Raw genomic sequence first — 22,093 nt, 5'->3', positions numbered from 1 at the left:
GTCCGCTGGGTCGAAGACGGGCCGCCGGATATTTCACCGGCGGCCCGTGAGCACGTACGACTCAGTGTGCGGCGCCCGCCGTGGCCGGCGGCAGCTCCACCGCTACGCCGGGGTCGCCCGCGTCCGCCGTGTAGTCCGAGGGCTTCGTCTCGTCGATGCCCTCCGGAGCCTTCAGCGCCTTGAGGACGAAGGTCAGCACCACGGTGACCACCACGTTCAGCACGAACGCCGTCAGGCCGATGTAGCCGATCTCCCCGATGCCGGGGATCTCCTTCGCCGAGCCGCCGAAGTGCTTCTGCGTCGGCGAGGCCACGCCGTACGCGGCGACCGTGCCGTACACCATGCCGACCGCCCAGCCCGCGAGCAGTGCCCAGCGGTGGAACCAGCGGGTGAACAGGCCGCCGACCAGGGCCGGGAAGGTCTGAAGGATCCAGATGCCGCCGAGCAGCTGGAAGTTGATCGCGACCGTCTTGTCCATCGTCAGGACGAAGACCAGCGCCCCCACCTTCACCAGGAGCGAGACCAGCTTGGAGACCTTGGTCTCCTGCTCCGGCGTCGCGTCCGGCTTGATGAAGTCCTTGTAGATGTTGCGGGTGAAAAGGTTCGCGGCCGCGATCGACATGATCGCCGCCGGCACCAGCGCGCCGATGCCGATCGCCGCGAAGGCCACGCCGGCGAACCAGGCCGGGAACATGTTCTCGAACAGCTGCGGGATCGCCAGCTGCCCGTTGCTGACCTTGACCCCGGCCGCGATCGCCATGAAGCCCAGCAGACCCAGCAGGCCCAGCATCAGCGAGTACAGCGGCAGGATGGTCGTGTTGCGGCGGATCACGTTACGGCTGCGCGAGGACAGCGTCGCCGTAATGGAGTGCGGGTACATGAAGAGCGCGAGCGCGGAGCCCAACGCCAGCGTGGCGTACGTCCATTGGCCCGCCTCTCCCGGCACCAGCGCACCACGTGGCGCGCCCGTCGCCGGGTTGGTCTGGCTGAACGCGTCGCCCGCCTTGGCGAAGATCTCGTCGAAGCCGCCGAGCTTGATCGGGATGTAGATGATCGCCACCGCGATGACGATGTAGATCAGCGTGTCCTTCACGAACGCGATCAGCGCGGGGGCGCGCAGACCCGACGAGTACGTGTACGCCGCCAGCACACCGAAGGCGATCAGCAACGGCAGGTCCTTGACGAACCAGTTGGTGTCCTCGCCGCCGCCGACGCCCATCACGTCCAGCACCGCCTGGATGCCGACCAGCTGGAGCGCGATGTACGGCATCGTCGCGAGGATGCCGGTCACCGCCACGGCGAGCGACAGGCCCTTCGAGCCGAAGCGCCCGCGCACGAAGTCCGACGTCGTCACATACCCGTGCTTGTGCGAGACCGACCACAGGCGGGGGAGGAACGTGAAGATCAGCGGGTAGATCAGGATCGTGTACGGCACCGCGAAGAAGCCGGCCGCGCCCGCCGCGTAGATCGCCGCCGGGACCGCCACGAAGGTGTACGCCGTATACAGGTCGCCGCCGAGCAGGAACCAGGTGACCCAGGTACCGAACGACCGGCCGCCCAGGCCCCATTCGTCGAGGCTGTTCTCGTCCGCGGCCCTGCGCCAGCGCGCGGCCAGGAAGCCCAGGACCGTGACGGCCAGGAAGAAGAAGATGAAGACGGCGAGTGCGACGCCGTTCACGCCGTCGTTCATGCCGACTCACCCTTGCTCTGGGCCGTGCTCTGGGCCTTGCTTTGGGCCGTGCTCTGGGCCGTGCGACCGCGCTGGTCGCGCTGCCACAGCTTGTACGCGGTCATCGTCAGCGCGGTGGAGATCAGCACCCACAGCATCTGGTACCAGTAGAAGAACGGGATGCCGATGAACGCCGGGTCCGTCTTGGCGTACGACCCCACCCACAGCATCGCCACGAAGGGCGCGACGAGGCAGAGCGCTATGACCACGCGGGCCGGTGTCACCACCGGGGGTCTCACTTCAGGCGCTTGTGACATACCGCGGCTCCATCCCCTCACTGATCACCTGTGCAACGCGCAGGCAATCTAGGCGACGGTGTCACGAAAGCGAAAGCCCCCGTCCGCATATCGGCCGTTTATCGGCCCAAGCCGCACCTCATCAGCACATCAACAGCACCCCCAACAGCTCCCTCAGCAGCAGCGGAACCCCTGCCGGGGGTCCGCCTCCTGCCGGTCCGTGCGCATCCGCTCGAAGTCGCGCCGGGAGGGCACCCACGTGTCCGGGTGCTCCTCGCGAACATGCGCGACATAGCGGTCGTATGCCGACTCATCGGTCAACTCCCGCACATACCAGCGCACACTCCTAAGCGCCCGAAGTGTCTGCCGGAATGCCGACCGCACGGCGCTCCTCCTCCTTCTCCTCCCGCGTCGGGATCAGCCCGGCCGGAGCGACGATCTTCGACTCGACGTACGGCGCCTCGCTCAGCGTGGACAGCGCCGGGCGGCGCAGATGCCGGACGCAGACGCGGGCCGCGTCGACGATGACGACGACGATCAGGATCGCGAGGACGGCCGACAGGACGCCGTCCACCGTGGAGTTGGTGACCACGGTGCGCATGTCGTCCATGGACTTGGCGGGCGGCAGCACCTCGCCCCGGTCGATCGCGTCCTGGAACACGGACCGTTGCTTGAAGAAGCCGACCTTCGGGTCGCTGGAGAACACCTTCTGCCAGCTCGCGGTCAGCGTGACCGTGGCGTCCCAGGCGAGCGGAATCCCGGTGATCCAGGCCCACTTGAGGCGTCCCGACTTCACCAGCAGGGTGGTGCAGACGGCCAGCGCGACCGCCGCGAGCAGCTGGTTGGAGATACCGAAGATCGGGAACAGCTGGTTGATCCCGCCCAGGGGTTCATGGACGCCCACCCACAGGAAGTACCCCCACAGCCCGCACACCAGCGCGCTGGTGATGACCAGACCGGGTTTCCAGCTCACGTTCCGGAAGGGCCGGTAGAGGTTGCCCAGCGTGTCCTGGAGCATGAACCGGCCCACGCGCGTGCCCGCGTCCAGCGCGGTCAGGATGAACAGCGCCTCGAACATGATCGCGAAGTGATACCAGAAGGCCCGCAGGCTCCCGCCCGTGACCTCGGAGAAGATCTCCGAGACCCCGACGGCGAGGGTGGGTGCGCCGCCGGTACGGGACAGCAGGGTCGACTCCTTGACGTTCTTGGCCGCCTGGGCGAGCTCGCCGGGGGAGATGGAGTAGCCCCAACCGCTCACCACCTGCGAGGCGTTCTCGACCGTCGTGCCGATCGCCCCCGAGGGCGCGTTCATCGCGAAGTACAGCCCCGGGTCGATGATGCTCGCCGCGACCAGCGCCATGACCGCGACCGACGACTCCATCAGCATGGAGCCGTAGCCGATCATCCGGACCTGCGTCTCCTTCTGGATCATCTTCGGCGTCGTACCGCTCGAAATGAGCGAGTGGAAGCCGGACAGCGCGCCGCAGGCGATGGTGATGAAGACGAAGGGGAACAGCGATCCCGCGAAGACCGGCCCGTCACCGCGTGCGGCGAAGTCGGTGACCGCGTCCATCTTCAGCGTCGGCAGCGTGATGACGACACCGAGGGCCAGCAGGAAGATCGTGCCGATCTTCATGAAGGTGGAGAGGTAGTCGCGGGGCGCCAGCAGCATCCACACCGGCAGGATCGAGGCGACGAAGCCGTACGCCACCAGCCAGATGACCAGGGTGGAGGGCGCGAGCGTGAAGGCGTCCGCCCACGACGACTCGGCCACCCAGCGCCCCGACACCAGCGCGAGCAACAGCAGCGCCACGCCGATCAGCGAGACCTCGGTGACCCGGCCGGGCCGCAGAACCCGCAGGTAGAAGCCCATCAGCAGGGCGATCGGGATCGTCATCGCGATGGAGAAGGTGCCCCACGGCGAGGCGGCCAGGGCGTTCACGATGACCAGGGCCAGCACCCCGAGCAGGATGATCATGATGGCGAAGGCGGCGAGCAGGGCCGCCGCCCCGCCGAACGGGCCGATCTCCTCGCGCGCCATCTGCCCCAGGGACCTGCCGTCCCGGCGGGTGGAGAAGAACAGCACCACCATGTCCTGGACCGCGCCCGCGAAGATCACGCCGGCGATGATCCAGATCGTGCCCGGCAGATAGCCCATCTGCGCGGCCAGCACGGGCCCGACCAGCGGTCCGGCGCCGGCGATCGCCGCGAAGTGGTGGCCAAGCAGCACCCGCCGGTCGGTGGGGTGGAAGTCGATGCCGTTGTTCAGGCGCTCGGCCGGGGTCGCCCGGTTCCGGTCGACCTTGAGCACCTTGTACGCGATGAACTTGGCGTAGAAGCGATAGGCGATGGCGTACGAGCCGAGGGCTGCCGCCACCATCCAGGCGGCCGACACCTCCTCGCCCCGGGAGAGCGCGAGCACGGACCAGCCCGCGGCGGCCACCAGCGCCACGAGCGTCCAGGTCAGGATGGTTCGCGTGCTGGTGGTACGCATCCGAGTCGTCCTCCCAACTCGTACGGCGACGGGAGGAACTTGGAGTCCTCTCCCGCATGGCTGCGGGAGACTCTCCCCTGGATCGCTCCGGGGAGTTTGACAGGTCATGCCTGTCCTGCGACCACTCTCCCAGCGGCCGGGGCGGGTCAAGACCCGCTCAGTGGCGCCGACTTGGTTGTCGTCGACGCATCGAGCGTAGCAACTACGCACTTGGTGCGCGCCCGCCTTGCGGCGATTGGGGCGCCTTACTCCGCCGGCCGCTTGAGCCGGGCCACGAACTTGTAGCGGTCCCCCCGGTACACCGACCGCACCCACTCCACCGGCTGGTCCTCCCGGTCCAGCGAGTGCCGGGACAGCATCAGCATCGGCAGGCCCACGTCGGTGCCGAGCAGGCTTGCCTCGCGCGGAGTGGCCAGCGAGGTCTCGATGGTCTCCTCGGCCTCGGCGAGATGGACGTCGTAGACCTCGGCGAGCGCGGTGTAGAGCGAGGTGTACTTGACCAGGGACCTGCGCAGGGCCGGGAAGCGCTTCGCGCTCAGGTGTGTCGTCTCGATGGCCATCGGCTCGCCGTTCGCCATGCGCAGGCGCTCGATGCGCAGGACGCGTCCGCCGGCCGTGATGTCGAGCAGTCCGGCGAGCCGGTCGTCGGCGGTGATGTAGCCGATGTCCAGCAGCTGCGAGGTGGGTTCGAGGCCCTGAGCGCGCATGTCCTCGGTGTACGAGGTGAGTTGGAGCGCCTGCGAGACCTTCGGCTTGGCGACGAAGGTGCCCTTGCCCTGGATGCGCTCCAGGCGCCCCTCGACGACCAGTTCCTGGAGGGCCTGGCGCACGGTGGTGCGCGAGGTGTCGAACTCCGCGGCCAGGGTGCGCTCGGGCGGTACGGGCGTGCCGGGGGACTGCGTCTCCGTCATCTCGAGCAGGTGCTTTTTCAGGCGGTAGTACTTGGGCACGCGCGCGGTACGGACACCCGCACCGTTCTCCGCACGGCTGACGTCGGTGCTCATGCTCTGCCTTCCCGGCTCCGGATGCGGCTCACATCGTGGCACGGCAGCGTACCGGGATGTCTTTCGCACGCTCCGTGATCCCCTCTGTATACCGTCGCCAACTCATTTGGTCTAGTCCACCGCGTGGTCTACCGGGAGTGCGCCCTCCGTCGTTGCTGTTTCCGATGGGTTCTTACTTAAAGGTTCCTGCATATGTAGGTCGCATAACGGCTGGTCAGAGCTGTTCGGCAGCCCTTGACAGGTCTCTTGGTCTGGGCCAAGCTCCGCCTACTGGTCTACACCATTGGTCCAGGTCCCGGCCCCACGTGCACCGCGGGGAGCAGGGGGGTTTGTGGCATCCCTGAGGAGGGTGGCGTGAAGCGCAAGCTGATAGTCGCGATCGGTATCGCGGGCATGATGGTCTCCGTCGCGGCGTGCGGGGGCGACAGTGGCAGCGGGGACTCGGACAAGAGCGGCGCGGACGCCAAGGAGCTGACCGTCTGGCTCACCGTCGACGCCCAGAACAACTGGCCGCAGCTGGTGAAGGCCGCCGACGCCGCCGTCAAGAAGGCGCACCCCGGCATCACGATCAACCACGAGTACTACGGCTGGCCGGACAAGAACACCAAGCTGGACGCCGTCCTCGCCACCGACAAGGTCCCCGACGTGGTCGAGATGGGCAACACCGAGATGCTGGGCTACATGGTCAAGGGTGCCTTCGCCCCCGTGGACCCGGCCCAGTTCGACAAGTCCTCCGCCTGGCTGGACGGCCTCAAGGCCTCCGTGACCTACGAGGGCAAGACCTACGGCGTTCCCTACTACGCCGGCGGCCGCGTCGCCAACTGGCGCAAGGACGTGTTCGCTTCGGCGGGCGTCAAGTCCGTCCCGAAGACGTACGACGAGCTCACCTCCGCCCTGGACAAGGTCCAGAAGAAGAAGGGCAGCAAGTTCAGCGCCTGGTTCCAGCCCACCCGCGACTGGTACGCGGCCATGTCCTTCGTCTACGACGCCGGCGGCTCGATCGCCGTCGAGTCGGGCGGCCAGTGGAAGGGCAACCTCTCCTCGCCCGAGTCCCTCAAGGGCCTTGAGGCGTTCAAGGACGTCGTCGACAAGTACATGCACGGCGACAAGACCAAGGACGAGTCCGACCGCTACATCGTCTACGGCCAGGGCAAGTCCGGCATGATCTTCGCTCCCGCCTGGGAGGGCGCGACCGCCGCGGCCAAGGAGAACGACAAGACCGGCAAGCTCGCGGGCAACGTCGAGAACTTCGTGATGCCCGGCCCGTCCGGCAAGAACCTCCCCGTCTTCCTCGGCGGCTCCGACCTCGCCGTCCCGGTGAAGTCGGACGCGCAGGCCGTCGCCGCGGAGTGGATCAACGCGTTCACCGGTCCCTCCGGTCAGAAGGGCCTGATGGCCAAGGGCAACCTGCCCAACAACAAGACCGACCTCGCCACCCTGAAGGACGACCCGGCGACGGCGGTCCCGGCCACCGCGGCCGAGTCCAACTGGTTCGTCCCGATGGCACCGGGCTGGGGCCAGGTCGAGAAGGCCCAGATCCTGCAGACCATGCTGCAGAGCATCGGCACCGGCAAGAAGTCGGTCGAGGACGCCGCGAAGGACGCGGACGCCGCGATCGACAAGGTCATCAACACCAAGTGACCGCCGGCGGGGCCCTGTTGCCACGGGCGGGGCCCCGCTTCTCGTCCGACCCGAGGGACCGCTGAGGAGCGCGCGGATGAGTGCCGCAGACACGACCACTGCCCAAGTGCCGCCCACGCGGCAGTCACCGCCACCGGGCGCGGGAACGAAGTCACCTGACAAGCCACCGAGAACGAAGGCCTCGACGGGCGCAGGCATCCCCTGGCTGCTCCTCGCCCCCTGCCTGCTGATCCTGGCGCTCGTCCTCGCCTATCCGCTGATCCGTCTGGTCACCCTGTCCTTCCAGAAGTTCGGGCAGTCCCAGCTGTGGGGCTTCCAGCCGGCCGAGTCGGTCGGGTTCGACAACTTCACCAAGGTGCTGGGCGACGGCGAGTTCTGGGCGGTCGTCGTCCGCACCATCGTCTTCGCGGCCGGCTGCGTGATCTTCACGATGGTCGCGGGCATGCTGATCGCACTGCTGCTCCAGCGGGTCTCCGGCTGGGTGAAGACCCTCGTCAACATCGCGCTGGTGGCCAGCTGGGGCATGCCGATCATCGTCGCCACCACGGTCTTCAAATGGCTGTTCGACGCGGATTACGGCATCCTCAACGCCCTGCTCAGCAAGCTGCCGGGCGTCGAGCTGATCGGCCACAACTGGTTCGCGAGCGGGCCGCAGGGCCTGGCCGTGATCATGCTCCTGGTGGTCTGGGGAGCCGTGCCCTTCGTGGTGATCACCCTGAGCGCCGGTCTCACCCAGGTCCCCAAGGAGATGGAGGAGGCGGCCCGGCTCGACGGCGCGGGCGCCTGGGGCGTCTTCCGTTACGTCACCCTCCCCATCCTCAAGCCGATCATCGTGATGCTCACGACCCTCTCCGTCATCTGGGACATGGGCGTCTTCCCGCAGGTCTTCGTGATGCGGGGCGGCCACCCGGAGGCCGAGTTCCAGCTCCTGACCACCTACTCCTACGACCGCGCCTTCGTGGTCAACGACTATGCGCAGGGCTCGGCGATCGCCCTGCTCACCGTGCTGTTGCTGCTCGGTGTCGTCGCCGTCTACATGCGCCAGATGCTGAAGATCGGAGAGGTCGAATGAGCGTCACCGCCACGGCGCGAAACCGTGCCGCCACGCCCGGCCGGCGTCGCGTGAAGTCCCGGCTCGGCTGGAACCTCCTCGGCCTCCTCGTCTTCGTCACCGCCGGCTTCCCCGTCTACTGGATGCTCAACACGGCCTTCAAGCCGGCCAAGGACGCCATCGACCCGGACCCGAGCGTGCTGCCGACGAGCCTCACCCTGTCCAACTTCAGCCGGGCGCTGGACATCGCCGACTTCTGGGGCCCGGTCGGCCGCAGCCTGATCGTGTCCCTCGCAGTGGTCCTGGTCGGCATGGCCGTCGGCATGCTGGCCGCGCTCGCCATCTCGCGCTTCGCCTTCCGCGGCCGCAAGATCGTGATCGTGGGCATCCTGGCGGTCCAGATGGTCCCGCTGGTCGCGATGATCATTCCGGTCTTCCTGCTGCTCAACGACCTGGGTCAGTACGACCGTCTGACGGGTCTGATCATCACGTACCTGACCTTCATCCTCCCCTTCACGGTGTGGACGCTGCGAGGCTTCATCGTCAACATCCCGAAGGAACTGGAGGAGGCGGCGATGGTCGACGGCTGCTCCCGCACCAGCGCCTTCATCCGGGTCGTGTTCCCTCTGCTGGCCCCGGGCATGGTCGCCACCTCGGTGTACGCCTTCATCCAGGCCTGGAACGAATACCTGTACGCCCTCATGCTGCTCAGCCAGAAGAACCAGACCGCGACCGTCTGGCTCGGTAATTTCACTACCAAGCACGGCACCGAATACGCCCCGATGATGGCCGGATCCACCATGATGGCCGTGCCGATCGTCGTCCTGTTCCTCCTCGTCCAACGCAAGATGGCCGCGGGCCTGACCGCGGGCGCCGTGAAGGGATAACACCACCGATGACGACCCTCGCCAGCGGTACAGACACCCTGACGCGCGACGCCCTCACCGTCCTCCAGCCCGGTTTCCCGGGCACCACCGCCCCCGACTGGCTGCTGCGCCGACTGGGCGAAGGCCTCGCCTCCGTCGGCCTGTTCGGCCGCAACATCGCCACGCCGGAACAACTGGCGGCCCTGACGGCGCAGTTGCGCGCCGAACGCGACGACGTCCTCGTCGCGATCGACGAAGAGGGCGGAGACGTCACGCGCCTGGAGGTGCGGACGGGCTCCAGCTTCCCCGGCAACAACGCGCTCGGGGCGGTGGACGACGTAGCGCTCACGCAGGAGGTGGCCGCCGAACTCGGCCGCCGCCTCGCGGCCTGCGGGGTGAACCTCAACTGGGCCCCGTCGGCCGACGTGAACTCGAACCCGTCGAACCCGGTCATCGGCGTACGCTCCTTCGGCGCCGCCCCCGAACTGGTCGCCCGGCACACGGCGGCCTACGTCACCGGACTCCAGTCCGCCGGAGTCGCCGCCTGCACCAAGCACTTCCCGGGCCACGGCGACACGGCGATCGACTCCCACCACGCCCTCCCGCGCATCGACGCGGACGCCTCCGTGCTCGACGGCCGTGAACTGGCCCCGTTCCGCGCCGCGATCACCGCCGGCAGCCGGGCGTTGATGACCGCGCACATCCTGGTCCCGGCCCTGGACCCGGACCGCCCGGCAACCCTCTCCCGCCGCATCCTGACCGACCTGCTGCGCGGCGAACTCGGCTACGACGGCCTGATCGTCACCGACGGCATGGAAATGCAGGCCATCGCCGGCACCTACGGCATCGAACGCGGCAGCGTCCGCGCCCTCGCGGCCGGCGCCGACGCCATTTGCGTGGGCGGCGGCCTGGCCGACGACGAGACGGTACGACGCCTGCGCGACGCCCTGGTCACCGCCGTACGCTCGGGCGAACTCCCCGAGGAACGCCTGGCGGACGCGGCGGAACGCGTACGGGCCCTGGCCCGGTGGACGGCGTCGACGGCCCGGACCGTCCCGCACGAAGCCGCCACCAGTGACATCGGCCTGCGCGCGGCCCGGCGAGCCCTGCGCCGTACCCAAGCAGAGCACTTCACCCCCCTCACCGAACCGCCGTACGTCGCCGCCCTCACCCCCGTCGCCAACTTCGCGGTCGGCGACGAGACCCCCTGGGGCGTGGCCGCGGAGCTGTCCCGACTGCTCCCCGGCACGGAAACCGGCACCTTCACCGACGAGGAGGCCGGCCGCACGGCCCTGGAGACGGCCGGCCCCCGCCGCATCGTGGCCGTCGTCCGCGACGAACACCGCCACCCCTGGATGGCCACGGCCCTCGACACCCTGCTGGCGGTCCGCCCCGACACGATCGTCGTCGAAATGGGCCTTCCCCAGGCCACCCCCCGAGGCGCCCTGCACATCGCCACCCACGGCGCGGCCCGCGTCTGCGGCCGGGCGGCGGCGGAGGTCATCGCGGGGATCTAGGGAGACCGGGCCCCTTCGCCGGAACCCGGTACCGCTGACCGGAGTTGGTTGCATCTCTCCTCCAGTATGTAGTAGTTCTTATACATGAGCGAGCAGGTACACAACAGGCTGGCGATGGTGCGCGCCGAACGGAAGGTGTCGCGTCAGAAACTGGCCGAGGCCGTGGGGGCGCACTACCAGACCATCGGCTACATCGAGCGGGGCCAGTACAACCCGAGCCTCGACCTGGCGCTGAAGATCGCGAAGTTCTTCGGACTGCCCGTCGAGGCGCTGTTCTCCCTCGAACCGTTCCGCCCGCTCACGGATGAGATCTACGGGAGGAACCGGCCATGACGACGCCTCGGATGACTCGCTACGACCGGAACATGCTGCGGCTGATGAACGACCCCAGGGGCCGGCCGCTGTACACCACGGCGCCGCGCCGACGCCTGGCCGTCGCCGCGCACATCACGCTCACGGTGGCCATCGGGGGACTGATGACCCACTTCTACCTCGCGAAGGCCGAGCCGATGTGGGCCGTCGCCGTGATCGCGGTGCTGCTGCTGCCCTGGATGCTCGCGACGGGCGTGGTCAACGGCGCCACCCGCGGCCTGCTGGAACTGCGCGAACGCGCCCTGGACGAACGGCAGTCGGCTGAACGCAACCGGGTCCTGGGCCGGACCCACCGGGCGATGACACTGCTGCTGACCGCAGCCGTGGCAGGCCTCTTGGTGACCGGTGCCCTCGACGGGGACGCGCCCAGGGTCTACGCGGCGCCCCTGCTCATCGCCGTCCTCATGGCCCACTGGCTGATGCCCTTGTGGGTGGCCGGCCTGACGGCTCAGGACGAGCCGGCCGAAGAAGACGCCAAAGGAGACGCCGAAGAAGACGAAGTGCCTGCGCTCTGAAGCATCCGCGCCTTGACCGGCCTGGAGTCAGAAGGACGTGCGCCCCAGGGCGGCGTGGCACCCCGGAGCGCCACCCCTCCTAAATCCCCTGCCACGCCGGCTTGTTGGCGTACGTGTACCGGAAGTAGTCCGCGAACTTCAGCTTGGACGCGGCGGCCTCGTCGACCACGACCGTCGCGTGCGGGTGGAGCTGCAGCGCCGAGGCGGGGCACACCGCCGCGACCGGCCCCTCGACGGTCGCGGCGACCGCGTCCGCCTTGCCCTCGCCGGTCGCGAGGAGCACCAGGTGCCGCGCCTCCAGGATCGTGCCTATGCCCTGTGTGATCACGTGGTGCGGCACCTGCTCGATGTCCCCGCCGAAGAAGCGCGCGTTGTCCACACGGGTCTGCTCGGTCAGCGTCTTGATCCGGGTCCGCGAGGCCAGCGAGGAGCACGGCTCGTTGAACCCGATGTGCCCGTCGGTCCCTATCCCCAGCAGCTGAAGGTCCACCCCGCCGGCCTCGGCCAGCGCCCTGTCGTACGCCACGCATGCCCCCTGTACGTCCTCGGCCGTACCGTCCGGCCCCATGAACGCGTCCATCCCGATCCCGAGCGGCTCCAATACCTCGCGCCGCAGCACCGACCGGTACGACTCCGGATGCTCGGCGGGCAGCCCCACGTACTCGTCGAGCTGCGCGATCCGCGCCCGCGAGGCGTCCACGGCACCGGAACGCACCTTCGCCGCCAGTGCCTGGTAGATGGGCAGCGGCGTCGAGCCGGTGGCCACGCCGAGCAGGGCGCCGGGCTTGCGCCGGAGCAGATGGGCCATGGCCTCGGCGATCAGCTCGCCGCCCGACCTGGCGTCCGGAACTATGACAACTTCCACGCTGGGCCCGCCGATCTGAAAGACATGTGGTGTAGACCAATCTAACAGAATCGGCCCACCCGGCCGAGATGCTGCCATCAACGTCTGTCCAGGTCCCCCTAGCTCTGTGAACCTCCCGTAACGTCCACCCAGCTCCCCGTCACCCACCGTCCCCCGTCCGACGCCAGGAACGCCACCACATCCGCCACGTCGGCCGTTTCCCCCACCCGGCCCAGCGCCGACAGCGCCGCTGCCTTCTCCCGCGCGTCCTCGCTCGCGTGCAGCAGTTCATATGTGCCGTCGGTGGCTATGACCCCCGGCGCCACCGAGTTCACGGTGATGTTCCGAGGGCCCAGCACCTTGGACAGGTACAGGGAGAAGACGTCCAGAGAGCCCTTCGTCATGGCGTACGCAATGTTGTTCGGCATCTTCGCGCTCCGGGCCAGCCCCGAGGAGACGTTGATGACCCGGCCGCCGTCGCGCAGGCGGGTCATGCCGTGCTTGACGAGGAGGAAGGGCGCCTTCACGTTCACCGCGAAGACCCTGTCGTACTCCGCCTCGTCGATCTCCTCGATCGGCCGGGTGTTGCCGATTCCGGCGTTGTTCACCAGGATGTCCAGCCCGTCCGCGTGCCGGTCGAACTCCTCCCACAGGGCCTCGGCGTCCCCGGGCGCCCCCAGCTCCACCCCGATCGCGAAGGCCGAGCCACCCGCCGCCTCGATCGCGGCGACCGTCTCCTTCGCCGCCGCCTCGTTCCTGCCGTAGTGCACCGCGACCCGTGCGCCGTCGCGTCCCAGCCGCTCCGCGATCCCGCGGCCGATGCCCCTGCTCGCCCCGGTGACCAGAGCCGTCCTGCCTGCAAGCACGCCCATGTCGGCGCCTCCTTCGCTATTCCCTAGCGGTCGCTACAGAAAAGACCGTACAACACCTCGGCGACATTTCTCTAGTACCCGCTATACAATTCACTCCATGGTGAGCAGCGAGGACACGAAGGCACAGGTCAAGCCCGTATCCAAGCCCCGGGGCCGCCCTCGCTCCTTCGACCGCGAGACAGCCCTCGAGAAGGCGCTCCTGGCCTTCTGGCAGCACGGCTACGAGGCCACATCGGTCTCCGATCTCACACGCGTGATGGACATCGGCGCCCCGAGCCTCTACGCGGCCTTCGGCGACAAGCGGTCGCTGTTCGAGGAGGTCGTCCGGGAGTACGACGCGAAGTACGGCTCCTTCGGCGACCGCGCCCTCGCCGAGGAACCCACCGCCCGCGCCGCCGTCGAGCGCACGCTGCGCGAGGCCGCCGTCGAGTACACCGACCCCGCCCACCCGTACGGATGCCTCGTCGTCCACGCGGCCATCAACTGCACGAGCGCCGAGGTCGAGGAGTCCCTGCGCGAGCGGCGCAACGCCACCGTCGCCGCGTTCGAGCGCCGTATCCGGGCGGACGTCGCCGCGGGCCTGCTCCCGCCCGGCACCGATGCCGCCGCGCTCGCCCGGCACACGGGGGCGATGATCCAGGGCATGTCCCAACAGGCGCGCGACGGCGCGAGCCAGGGGGAGTTGGAGGCGCTCGCGGAAATTGCCATGGCCATCTGGCCCCGCACAGGAACCCACACGGGTAGGCTGATCGGTGGATGCTAGGGCGTCCGACTAGTTCCGACTAGTGGGGTCCGGCGGGGAATCGGCCGGGAAAAGTCCCAACAACAAACAGCCTCCAACGCATGGACACACGTAGTGGTCTAGTCCACAATGCGTAGTGATGCGTCAGGAGACGTAGAGAGAACTGAAGACGCACGGACTTCCGCCCTCCCCGCACAGGAGGACGGACGGAGGAACCGGAGCTCTCTGCCCTGACTGCCCCGGCTCCTCATCCTTCGGCCGATCGGGACCGCACACCCCGCGGCCGATGTTGCTCCGGGCTGCGGTGCCGGGAGGGTTGAGGGTCCCTCCCAGGCGCCGCGGCCCGCGGGTGTTTTGCGGGCCGGTCCAAACGCCCAGGTACGCTCACACATGTGCCCTCCATGAACGAACTCGTACACCAGCACACAGCCCTCGACGAATCCGACCTCGAGTGGCTGCACCTGCTGGTCTCGGAGTGGCAACTGCTCTCCGACCTCTCCTTCGCCGACCTCGTCCTGTGGGTCCCCACCCGCGACGGCACCCGCTATGTCTCCGTCGCCCAGATGCGGCCCAACACCGGCCCCACCTCGTACCAGGACGACATGGTCGGCCACCTCGTCCCGCGCGGCCGCCGCCCCATGCTGGACATCGCGCACGACGAGGGCCGGATCGTCCGCGAGGGCGACCCGGAGTGGCGCGAGGAGGTCCCGGTCCGGATCGAGTCCATCCCGGTACGACGGGAGGGCCGCGTCCTCGGCGTCATCGCGCGCAACACCAACCTCCTCACCGTGCGCACCCCGAGCCGTCTGGAACTGACGTACCTGCAAAGCGCCTCGGACCTGGCACAGATGATCGCGGCCGGTTCCTTCCCCTTCCCGAACCAGCAGGTCGACATGGACGCCTCGCCCCGCGTGGGCGACGGCCTGATCCGCCTCGACGCGGAAGGCATCGTCCAGTACGCCTCGCCGAACGCGCTGTCCGCCTACCACCGCATGGGCCTCGCCGCCGACCTCGTCGGTCACCACCTGGGCAAGACCACCGCCGAACTCGCCCCGACCCACGGGCCGGTGGACGAGGCGCTCGCCAAGGTCGCCAGCGGCTGGGCGCCGCGCGAGTTCGAGATCGAGGCCCGTGACGGGGTGATCCAGTTCCGTGCGATCCCGCTCAAGCCCAAGGGCACCCGCATCGGTTCGCTGGTCCTGCTCCGCGACGTCACCGAACTACGCCGCCGTGAGCGAGAGTTGATCACCAAGGACGCGACCATCCGGGAGATCCACCACCGCGTCAAGAACAACCTCCAGACGGTGGCGGCGCTGCTGCGGCTCCAGGCCCGGCGCATCGAGTCCGATCGCGGCCGCGAAGCCCTCGAAGAGGCGGTACGGCGGGTCGGGTCGATCGCGATCGTGCACGAGACGCTCTCCCAGAACCTGGACGAGCGCGTGGAGTTCGACGAGATCGCCGACCGCGTCCTCGCGATGGTCGCCGAGATCTCGCCGGGCAAGGTCGCCGGCCGGCGCACCGGCCGCTTCGGCATCCTCGACGCCGAGGTCGCCACCCCGCTGTCGATGGTGCTGACCGAGATCCTCCAGAACGCCCTGGAACACGGCTTCCGCGAGGGCGAGACCGGCACCGTCGAGGTCTCGGCGGTCCGCGGAAGCGCCACCAAGGAGGCCCGCCTCCTGGTCACCGTCCAGGACGACGGCGTCGGCCTGCCCGAGGGCTTCGACCCGCGCACCTCCGGCAACCTCGGCCTGCAGATCGTACGCACGCTGGTGGAGGGCGAGTTGGGCGGCACGTTCGACATGGTCCCGGCGCCGGACCGGGGAACACGGGTGATCCTGGACCTCCCTGTGCGGGCGCACAAGTAGCGCCGTACGAAGGGGTGTGCGAGAGGCCGTATCAGAGGGCCGTACGAAGAGGGCTGTACCAGAAGGCCGTACGAGAAGGCCATACGAAAAGTCCGTACGAAAGGGCCTGAGGGAAGTCGGCACAGCAAAGAGCCCCGGACCGTTCAGGGGTCCGGGGCTCAACATGCTCGTTGCCAGCATTCGCTGCGCATCGGGGGGTACTGCGCGCTGCGGCTCGGGGGCGGGAGATGCGTACTCGCTGTACGCGCCGCCAAGCTCAGGCTTGTGGGGCGGGTTGTCAGGCGGTTGCCTGACGGGCCCGGTTGCGGGCGGCGCGGCGCTTCATGGCGCGGCGCTCGTCCTCGCTGAGACCACCCCAGACGCCGGAGTCCTGGCCGGACTCGAGCGCCCACTGCAGGCACTGCTCCATGACGGGGCAGCGGCGGCAGACGGCCTTGGCTTCCTCGATCTGCAGCAGCGCAGGACCGGTGTTGCCGATGGGGAAGAAGAGCTCGGGGTCTTCCTCGCGGCAAACGGCGTTGTGACGCCAGTCCATGGCTGCTACCTCTCCTTGGTATTACTTGCGGGTTGCTTGTGAATGTGAACGCTTTCACGAATCCCTCAACAAGTGAAGGGCCGACTGCCAGTTCCCTGGCGTGGTCCTGTGATCTGGAGAGGGGTTCCGGTGATCTGTGGAGGCCGGTGTTGCGGGCCGTCCCGATCGCCAGGTAGAGACTCGCAAACCTCGGCGGCGGATACAACCCCTTCTGGAAAGTTTTTTTTGATTCCTCGGTGTCGACTAGGTCACAGCCGTACTTCCATGGGGTGGACCCTGGTCTAAACGTTCGAGTGAAAGGACTTTAGCCCCTTCTGCTCACACAATCACACGCAGTGCACGGCGTACGCCTGTGAACGTCACGCTCGTACGCAGCCCTAGGTGGTCGCCGTCCATCTGAAGGGGTAGCGGCACCTTCGAATGCAAGGTGAACTCGCTCAGGTCGTGCAGGGACACGGCGTGCTTGCCGTGGGGTCCCCGCTCGGGGGACGAAGTGAGCAACTGGGTGCCATACCGGGCAACCGCGGTCGTCGTCATACGGCTGAGACCGAGTACATCGAGGCCTTTATCGAACGAGGCCTTAGGCGACGCGTACATCGGGTGATTGCCCAGGAACGTCCACGGAGAGGTGTTCGAGACTATGGACAGCACCAGATCGGTCACCGGCTCCGCGTCCGGCCGCTCAAGCGTGATCGTCCCGTGACGCCGGTGCGCCTCGCCGAAGAACTGGCGCATTGCCTGGCGCACATAGAGAGCGTGGGTGGACTTCCTGCCGAGTTCACGCTGCTGCTCTACCCGCCCGACCACGCCGGCGTCGAAACCCAGGCCCGCGTTGAAGGTGAACCAGCGCGCCGGTACGGCCTCGTCCTCCGAGCCGCGCGCGCCCGAGGCCAGCCCCAGGCCGACCGTCCGTTCGCTGCCCTCGCGCAGGGCGTCCAGCAGGGCGCCGGTGGCTTCCACGGCGTCGTTGGGCAGGCCCAGTGCGCGGGCGAAGACGTTCGTGGAGCCGCCGGGGACCACCGCGAGGCGGGGGAGGCGCGCCGGGTCGGGGCCGGCGTGCAGGAGACCGTTCACGACCTCGTTGACCGTGCCGTCGCCGCCGAGGGCCACGATCAGCTCCACGTCCTCGCTCTCCGCCGCCTGCCGGCCCAGGTCGCGGGCGTGGCCGCGGTACTCGGTGGTGACCGCTTCCAGCTTCATCTCGCTGGCGAGTGCGTGGATCAGGACGTCGCGCGTACGTGCGCTTGTGGTGGTTGCCGCCGGATTGACCACGAGAAGTGCACGCATGAGTTGCAGCGTACCTACTGGGTGGTACCGGGCACAGGGCGAGGTAGGGATCAAGTAAGACTTCGGGCGTGAACCTCGCCACGGCGGCCGGTGGCGCGAGGGCTACGCTTTTGGCGTGAGCGCTGAGCAGAACCCCACTCCCGAAGCCGCGGCAGCCGCCCGAGCGGCGGAGCCCCGTCCTGGTCGGCTGACGGCCGCGGCGGCGCTGGCCGCGCTGGAGGGGCTCGCGCTGGCCGTCGGCGGCGCCTGGATGCTCGTGGAGGGCTTCACGGGCGACCCGGACGACCGGCGGTCGGCCGTCACCGGGGGCATCACCCTGATCGTGCTCGCGCTGTTGCCTTTGCTCGCCGCCCGCGGGCTGCTCGGCCGGCGGAGCTGGAGCCGGGGGCCGGCCGTCATCACGCAGATCATGGCGCTGCCGGTGGCCTACAACCTGCTCCAGGCCGACAGCATGGCGATTCCGGCCGGGATCGCCCTTGGGGTGGTCGCGGTCGCGGCCCTGGTGCTGCTGGTCAATCCGGCGACGACCCAGGCCCTCGGGATCAAGGGACCGGGCCGCGCGCAGGACGGCAAGCAGTAGCAGCCGTACGCCGGACGTCAGCCGCCGTACGGCTACGTATGCCAGACGCCAGCAGCCGTACGGCTACGTACGCCAGACGGCAGTAGCCCTGCGGCTACTCCTCCACCAGCAGTTTCTCCCGCAGCTGTGCCAGTGTCCGGGCCAGCAGCCGGGACACGTGCATCTGTGAGATCCCGACCTCCTGCGCGATCTGCGACTGGGTCATGTTGCCGAAGAAGCGCAGCAGCAGGATCCGCTTCTCGCGCGGCGGGAGGTCTTCCAGCAGCGGCTTGAGCGATTCCCGGTACTCGACGCCCTCCAGCGCCTCGTCCTCGGCGCCCAGGGTGTCCGCGACCGCCGGGGACTCGTCGTCGGTGTCGGGGACGTCCAGGGACAGCGTGGAGTACGCGTTGGCCGACTCCAGGCCCTCCAGGACCTCCTCCTCCGAGATGGCCAGCTTCTCGGCCAGCTCATGCACGGTGGGGGAGCGGCCGTGCTGCTGCGAGAGCTCGGCCGTCGCCGTGGTGAGCGCGAGGCGCAGCTCCTGGAGCCTGCGGGGGACGCGCACCGCCCAGCCCTTGTCGCGGAAGTGCCGCTTGATCTCGCCGACGACCGTCGGAGTCGCGTACGTCGAGAACTCGACGCCGCGCTCCGGGTCGAAGCGGTCGACCGACTTGATCAGGCCGATGGTGGCGACCTGGGTGAGGTCGTCCAGCGGCTCGCCGCGGTTGCGGAAGCGGCGCGCGAGGTGCTCGACGAGCGGCAGGTGCATTCGGACCAGCTGGTTGCGCAGCTCCGCGTACTCCGGGCTGCCCTCCTTCAGGGAGCGCAGTTCGACGAACCTGGCGCGCGCCCCGCTGCGGTCCTGAGGGTCGTGGCGCGTGGTCTGCACGCGCTGTGCGCCCGTCTCGTTATCTCGCTCGTGCTCGCTCATCGTCCCGCCCGTCGCCCTTCCCCGAGCCCTCGCCTCGGCTCGGACAGGGGTGACCTCGATCCGTCCGTCCAGAGGCGTGCTCTGCACGGCACCTTCCCGAGCACGCTGCCCGTCGTCCAGGAAGCCGGTCTCCGAGGAGTCGTCCTCCGGGTGCTGCCGGGCCTGCTCGGGGATGCCGTCGATGCCGTCCGCCATGCGTCGGGATGCGCCCGGACCGCCCGTGTCCGTGGCGGCCGGCAGCTCCCGTGTGCCGCGCTCTTCGTCCCGCACCGGCCCGTCCCCGTTCCTCACGCCGGCCCGGGTCCCGCGCCGCGCTGTTTGTAGAGGCTGATCGAAACGGTCTTGTCCTCGTCGACGGCCGACGAGACCTTGCCCGCGAGGGCCGACAGCACGGTCCAGGCGAAGGTGTCCCGCGCGGGGGCGTGACCGTCCGTGGTCGGCGCCGAGACGGTGACCTCCAGCGAGTCGTCCACGAGCCGGAACACACAGCTGAGGACCGAGCCGGGCACGGCCTGCTGGAGCAGGATCGCGCAGGCCTCGTCCACCGCGATGCGAAGGTCCTCGATCTCGTCGAGGGTGAAGTCCAAACGGGCCGCGAGACCGGCCGTGGCCGTACGCAGAACCGACAGGTAGGCACCCGCGGCCGGCAGCCGGACTTCCACGAAGTCCTGGGTCGCGGGCTCGCCTGCGATCTGGGACACCCTCACCTCCAAGGTGGTACAAGCTTTTCGGGGCCGAGGGTCGCCCCCCGGGGTAACGCGATACGTCCTTCAGCGGTGACGCTATCGCGCTCTGAACTTTCCTGTCCCCGGGACCCCAACCCCCCGCTGTCACTCATAGTAAACACACGGATACGCTCCGTGGCTAGGGGGTCTGCGGGCTCAATTGGGAAGAGCGCGCGCCGGGTTGACGTACCCAGGCGTCCGAGGGTCGAACCGTCCGGATGCCGAGTCGTCCCGAGGCTTCCAGGATCACACACGCCAGGTCATACGAGGACGTCCATGCGAGGACGTTCGTACGAGGCGCTCATACGAGGACGTGGTCGACGAAGCACCACCGCCAGTTCTCTCCGGGCTCGAACGTGCGCATGATCGGATGGCCGGAGTCTTTGTAGTGCTCCGTCGCGTGCCGTCCCGGTGAGGTGTCGCAACAGCCGACGTGGCCGCAGTCGAGGCACAGCCGCAGTTGTACGGGATGTGTGCCGTTCGCCTGGCACTCCAGGCAGGTGTCGCTCAGCGGCCGGGGTTCGGGGTGCGGCAGCGCCTCGGCATGCGTGCACTGTTTCATGATTGCCAGATTACGACGGGTGTGCGGATGGCGGCGCGCAATAGGGGCGGCGGGCGCACGACGATGAATGAGGGCGGGCGAAAAAATGGACGTGATGCCACTGCTGTTGCTGGTGGCGGGCAGTGCCGCGATCGCGGCGGCTGCCCGGCGGACCCCGGTGCCGGCACCGCTGATGCTGGTCGCGGCGGCCTTGGTGATCAGTTACGTCCCCGGGGTGCCCGACTACACCCTCGACCCGCATGTCGTCCTGCCGCTCCTGCTGCCTCCGCTGCTGTACACGGCCGCCACCGACAGCTCGTATCTCGATCTGCGCGCGCAAGTGCGGCCCGTGGCGCTGCTGTCGGTCGGGTACGTTCTCTTCGCGACCTTCGCCGTCGGCTGGGCCGCCTACCTGATCGTGCCGGATCTTCCACTGACCGCCGCGCTGGTGCTGGGCGCGGTGGTCGCGCCGCCGGACGCGGTCGCGGCCACGGCGGTCGCGCGCCGGGTCGGGCTGCCCTCCCGGATCACGACGATCCTTCAGGGCGAGTCCCTGGTGAACGACGCCACCGCGATCACCGCCTACCGGGTGGCCCTCGCGGCGGCGATCGGCGAGGGCGCCACCTGGGCCGGCGGGATCGGCGAGTTCCTGCTCGCGGCGGTCGGCGGCGTCGGCTTCGGGCTGGTGCTGATGGTGCCGATCCACTGGCTGCGCACCCACCTGAAGGAGGCGCTGCTGCAGAACACGCTCTCCCTGCTGATCCCGTTCGTGGCGTACGCGGCCGCCGAGCAGGTGCACGCCTCCGGGGTCCTCGCGGTCGTGACCGTCGCGCTCTATCTCGGGCACCGCGCGTGGCAGGTCGATTTCGCGACCCGGCTCCAGGAGGAGGCCGTGTGGAAGATGGTCGCGTTCGTCCTGGAATCGGCGGTGTTCGCCCTGATCGGACTGCAACTGCCGGTGATCCTCAAGGGCCTCGGGGAGTACGAGGGCGGCCGCGCAGCCTGGTACGCGATTGCCCTCTTCCTCGTCGTGGTCGCCACCCGGTTCGTGTGGGTCTACCCGGCGACCTTCCTGCCCCGCCTGCTGTCGTCGAGGATCCGGGAGCGCGAGGACGAACCGACCTGGAAGGCGCCGTTCGTCATCGCCTGGGCGGGGATGAGAGGCGTGGTCTCGCTGGCCATCGCCTTCTCGATCCCGCTGACCGTGCACGGCGGCGACCCCTTCCCCGAGCGCAACCTGATCCTCTTCCTGACCTTCACCACCGTCATCGGAACGCTGGTCGTCCAAGGGCTGACCCTGCCCCCGCTGATCCGTCTCCTGAAGCTCCCCGGCCGGGACCCGCAGGCCGAGACGCTCGCGGAGGCGAACGCCCAGGCGCAGGCCTCCCGGGCCGCCGAGCGGCGCCTGGACGAACTCCTCTCCGACGAGCGCAACGCCCTCCCAGGGCCGCTGGCCGACCGTCTGCGCAGCGTCCTGGAACGCCGCCGCAACGCCGTCTGGGAACGCCTCGGCCAGGTCAACCCCCTCACCGGCGAAACCTTCGACGACACCTACCGGCGACTGTCCCGGGAGATGATCAGCGCCGAGCGCGCGGTGTTCGTCAAGCTGCGCGACGGCCGCTATATCGACGACGAGATGCTGCGGATCCTGCTGCGTCGGCTGGACCTGGAGGAGGCGGCGGCCTACCGGGAGGCGGCGTAGAGGATGCGGCGTACTACGACCGGAGGGTGAGGCAGAGGAGGCGGCCTACCACGACCGGA

At 68.8% G+C, this 22,093-nt stretch carries 22 protein-coding genes; 10 read left to right on the top strand and 12 right to left on the bottom strand.

Going from position 1 to position 22,093, the window contains the following annotated elements:
• Positions 1–61 precede the first annotated feature (61 nt).
• From mctP to AB0I77_RS08955, 5 genes are all read right to left on the bottom strand, one after another.
• Positions 62–1,690: a monocarboxylate uptake permease MctP gene (gene mctP, locus AB0I77_RS08975; protein ID WP_363281719.1), complete on the bottom strand. Its 1,629-nt coding sequence runs from the start codon at positions 1,688–1,690 to the stop codon at positions 62–64.
• Positions 1,687–1,986: a DUF3311 domain-containing protein gene (locus AB0I77_RS08970; protein ID WP_363281718.1), complete on the bottom strand. Its 300-nt coding sequence runs from the start codon at positions 1,984–1,986 to the stop codon at positions 1,687–1,689. Before AB0I77_RS08970 ends, mctP begins: the two co-directional genes overlap by 4 nt.
• Before the next feature lie 153 nt (positions 1,987–2,139).
• Entirely contained in the window at positions 2,140–2,349 is a 210-nt protein-coding gene (locus tag AB0I77_RS08965) for a YbdD/YjiX family protein (protein ID WP_363281717.1), read from the bottom strand.
• Positions 2,312–4,459: a carbon starvation CstA family protein gene (locus AB0I77_RS08960; protein ID WP_363281716.1), complete on the bottom strand. Its 2,148-nt coding sequence runs from the start codon at positions 4,457–4,459 to the stop codon at positions 2,312–2,314. Before AB0I77_RS08960 ends, AB0I77_RS08965 begins: the two co-directional genes overlap by 38 nt.
• A gap of 245 nt (positions 4,460–4,704) precedes the next feature.
• On the bottom strand, positions 4,705–5,463 hold the full coding sequence (locus AB0I77_RS08955) for a GntR family transcriptional regulator (protein ID WP_363281715.1): 759 nt from the start codon (positions 5,461–5,463) through the stop codon (positions 4,705–4,707).
• 354 nt (positions 5,464–5,817) lie between these two features.
• Between AB0I77_RS08955 and AB0I77_RS08950 the strand changes: the two genes are divergently transcribed.
• From AB0I77_RS08950 to AB0I77_RS08925, 6 genes are all read left to right on the top strand, one after another.
• Positions 5,818–7,104 carry an extracellular solute-binding protein gene (locus tag AB0I77_RS08950; RefSeq protein WP_363281714.1) on the top strand — a complete coding sequence of 429 codons (1,287 nt, stop codon included), beginning with the start codon at positions 5,818–5,820 and terminating at the stop codon, positions 7,102–7,104.
• A gap of 76 nt (positions 7,105–7,180) precedes the next feature.
• Positions 7,181–8,176, top strand: coding sequence for a sugar ABC transporter permease (locus tag AB0I77_RS08945; protein ID WP_363281713.1), 996 nt, complete (start codon positions 7,181–7,183; stop codon positions 8,174–8,176).
• Positions 8,173–9,042: a carbohydrate ABC transporter permease gene (locus tag AB0I77_RS08940; protein WP_363281712.1), complete on the top strand. Its 870-nt coding sequence runs from the start codon at positions 8,173–8,175 to the stop codon at positions 9,040–9,042. The genes AB0I77_RS08945 and AB0I77_RS08940 overlap by 4 nt, the downstream gene beginning before the upstream one ends.
• 8 nt (positions 9,043–9,050) lie before the next feature.
• Positions 9,051–10,538, top strand: coding sequence for a glycoside hydrolase family 3 protein (locus AB0I77_RS08935; protein ID WP_363281711.1), 1,488 nt, complete (start codon positions 9,051–9,053; stop codon positions 10,536–10,538).
• Between the two features lie 84 nt (positions 10,539–10,622).
• A complete protein-coding gene (locus tag AB0I77_RS08930) occupies positions 10,623–10,871 on the top strand; it encodes a helix-turn-helix transcriptional regulator (RefSeq protein WP_363281710.1) in 249 nt (82 codons plus the stop codon).
• Positions 10,868–11,425, top strand: coding sequence for a hypothetical protein (locus AB0I77_RS08925; RefSeq protein WP_363281709.1), 558 nt, complete (start codon positions 10,868–10,870; stop codon positions 11,423–11,425). The genes AB0I77_RS08930 and AB0I77_RS08925 overlap by 4 nt, the downstream gene beginning before the upstream one ends.
• Positions 11,426–11,504: 79 nt before the next feature.
• On the opposite strand, the gene nagB is transcribed toward AB0I77_RS08925, so the two are convergent.
• Entirely contained in the window at positions 11,505–12,290 is a 786-nt protein-coding gene (gene nagB / locus AB0I77_RS08920) for a glucosamine-6-phosphate deaminase (RefSeq protein WP_363281708.1), read from the bottom strand.
• A gap of 98 nt (positions 12,291–12,388) precedes the next feature.
• Positions 12,389–13,141 carry an SDR family oxidoreductase gene (locus AB0I77_RS08915; RefSeq protein WP_363281707.1) on the bottom strand — a complete coding sequence of 251 codons (753 nt, stop codon included), beginning with the start codon at positions 13,139–13,141 and terminating at the stop codon, positions 12,389–12,391.
• A gap of 97 nt (positions 13,142–13,238) precedes the next feature.
• Here AB0I77_RS08915 and AB0I77_RS08910 point away from each other — a divergent pair, with 97 nt between their 5' ends.
• Together AB0I77_RS08910 and AB0I77_RS08905 are read left to right on the top strand one after the other, a co-directional pair.
• Positions 13,239–13,904 (top strand): TetR/AcrR family transcriptional regulator, encoded by a 666-nt coding sequence (locus AB0I77_RS08910; RefSeq protein WP_363281706.1) that lies wholly within the window; start codon positions 13,239–13,241, stop codon positions 13,902–13,904.
• Between the two features lie 371 nt (positions 13,905–14,275).
• Positions 14,276–15,751 carry a PAS domain-containing sensor histidine kinase gene (locus tag AB0I77_RS08905; RefSeq protein ID WP_363281705.1) on the top strand — a complete coding sequence of 492 codons (1,476 nt, stop codon included), beginning with the start codon at positions 14,276–14,278 and terminating at the stop codon, positions 15,749–15,751.
• A 277-nt stretch (positions 15,752–16,028) separates the two neighbouring features.
• Here AB0I77_RS08905 and AB0I77_RS08900 read toward each other — a convergent pair whose 3' ends face one another.
• Both AB0I77_RS08900 and AB0I77_RS08895 read right to left on the bottom strand, forming a co-directional pair.
• A complete protein-coding gene (locus tag AB0I77_RS08900) occupies positions 16,029–16,286 on the bottom strand; it encodes a WhiB family transcriptional regulator (RefSeq protein ID WP_006380970.1) in 258 nt (85 codons plus the stop codon).
• 318 nt (positions 16,287–16,604) lie between these two features.
• Positions 16,605–17,573, bottom strand: coding sequence for a diacylglycerol kinase family protein (locus AB0I77_RS08895; RefSeq protein ID WP_363281704.1), 969 nt, complete (start codon positions 17,571–17,573; stop codon positions 16,605–16,607).
• A gap of 115 nt (positions 17,574–17,688) precedes the next feature.
• On the opposite strand from AB0I77_RS08895, the gene AB0I77_RS08890 reads away from it, so the two are divergent.
• The gene (locus tag AB0I77_RS08890) at positions 17,689–18,153 is read left to right on the top strand and encodes a hypothetical protein (protein ID WP_363281703.1); all 465 of its coding nucleotides are present in this window, start codon (positions 17,689–17,691) and stop codon (positions 18,151–18,153) included.
• A 94-nt stretch (positions 18,154–18,247) separates the two neighbouring features.
• Here AB0I77_RS08890 and AB0I77_RS08885 read toward each other — a convergent pair whose 3' ends face one another.
• The 3 genes from AB0I77_RS08885 to AB0I77_RS08875 all read right to left on the bottom strand — a co-directional run bounded on the left by AB0I77_RS08885 (position 18,248) and on the right by AB0I77_RS08875 (position 20,353).
• A complete protein-coding gene (locus AB0I77_RS08885; protein WP_363281702.1) occupies positions 18,248–19,357 on the bottom strand; it encodes an RNA polymerase sigma factor SigF in 1,110 nt (369 codons plus the stop codon).
• The gene (locus AB0I77_RS08880; protein WP_019058277.1) at positions 19,354–19,767 is read right to left on the bottom strand and encodes an anti-sigma regulatory factor; all 414 of its coding nucleotides are present in this window, start codon (positions 19,765–19,767) and stop codon (positions 19,354–19,356) included. The genes AB0I77_RS08885 and AB0I77_RS08880 overlap by 4 nt, the downstream gene beginning before the upstream one ends.
• A gap of 325 nt (positions 19,768–20,092) precedes the next feature.
• Positions 20,093–20,353, bottom strand: coding sequence for a UBP-type zinc finger domain-containing protein (locus tag AB0I77_RS08875; protein WP_363281701.1), 261 nt, complete (start codon positions 20,351–20,353; stop codon positions 20,093–20,095).
• Positions 20,354–20,438: 85 nt separating this feature from the next.
• On the opposite strand from AB0I77_RS08875, the gene AB0I77_RS08870 reads away from it, so the two are divergent.
• The gene (locus tag AB0I77_RS08870) at positions 20,439–22,034 is read left to right on the top strand and encodes a Na+/H+ antiporter (RefSeq protein WP_363281700.1); all 1,596 of its coding nucleotides are present in this window, start codon (positions 20,439–20,441) and stop codon (positions 22,032–22,034) included.
• Positions 22,035–22,093 lie beyond the last annotated feature (59 nt).

This window comes from Streptomyces sp. NPDC050619, assembly GCF_040654815.1.
Lineage (GTDB): Bacteria > Actinomycetota > Actinomycetes > Streptomycetales > Streptomycetaceae > Streptomyces.
The sequence above is the reverse complement of the archived record's forward strand: the minus strand, read 5'-3'. Positions and strand labels throughout refer to the sequence as shown.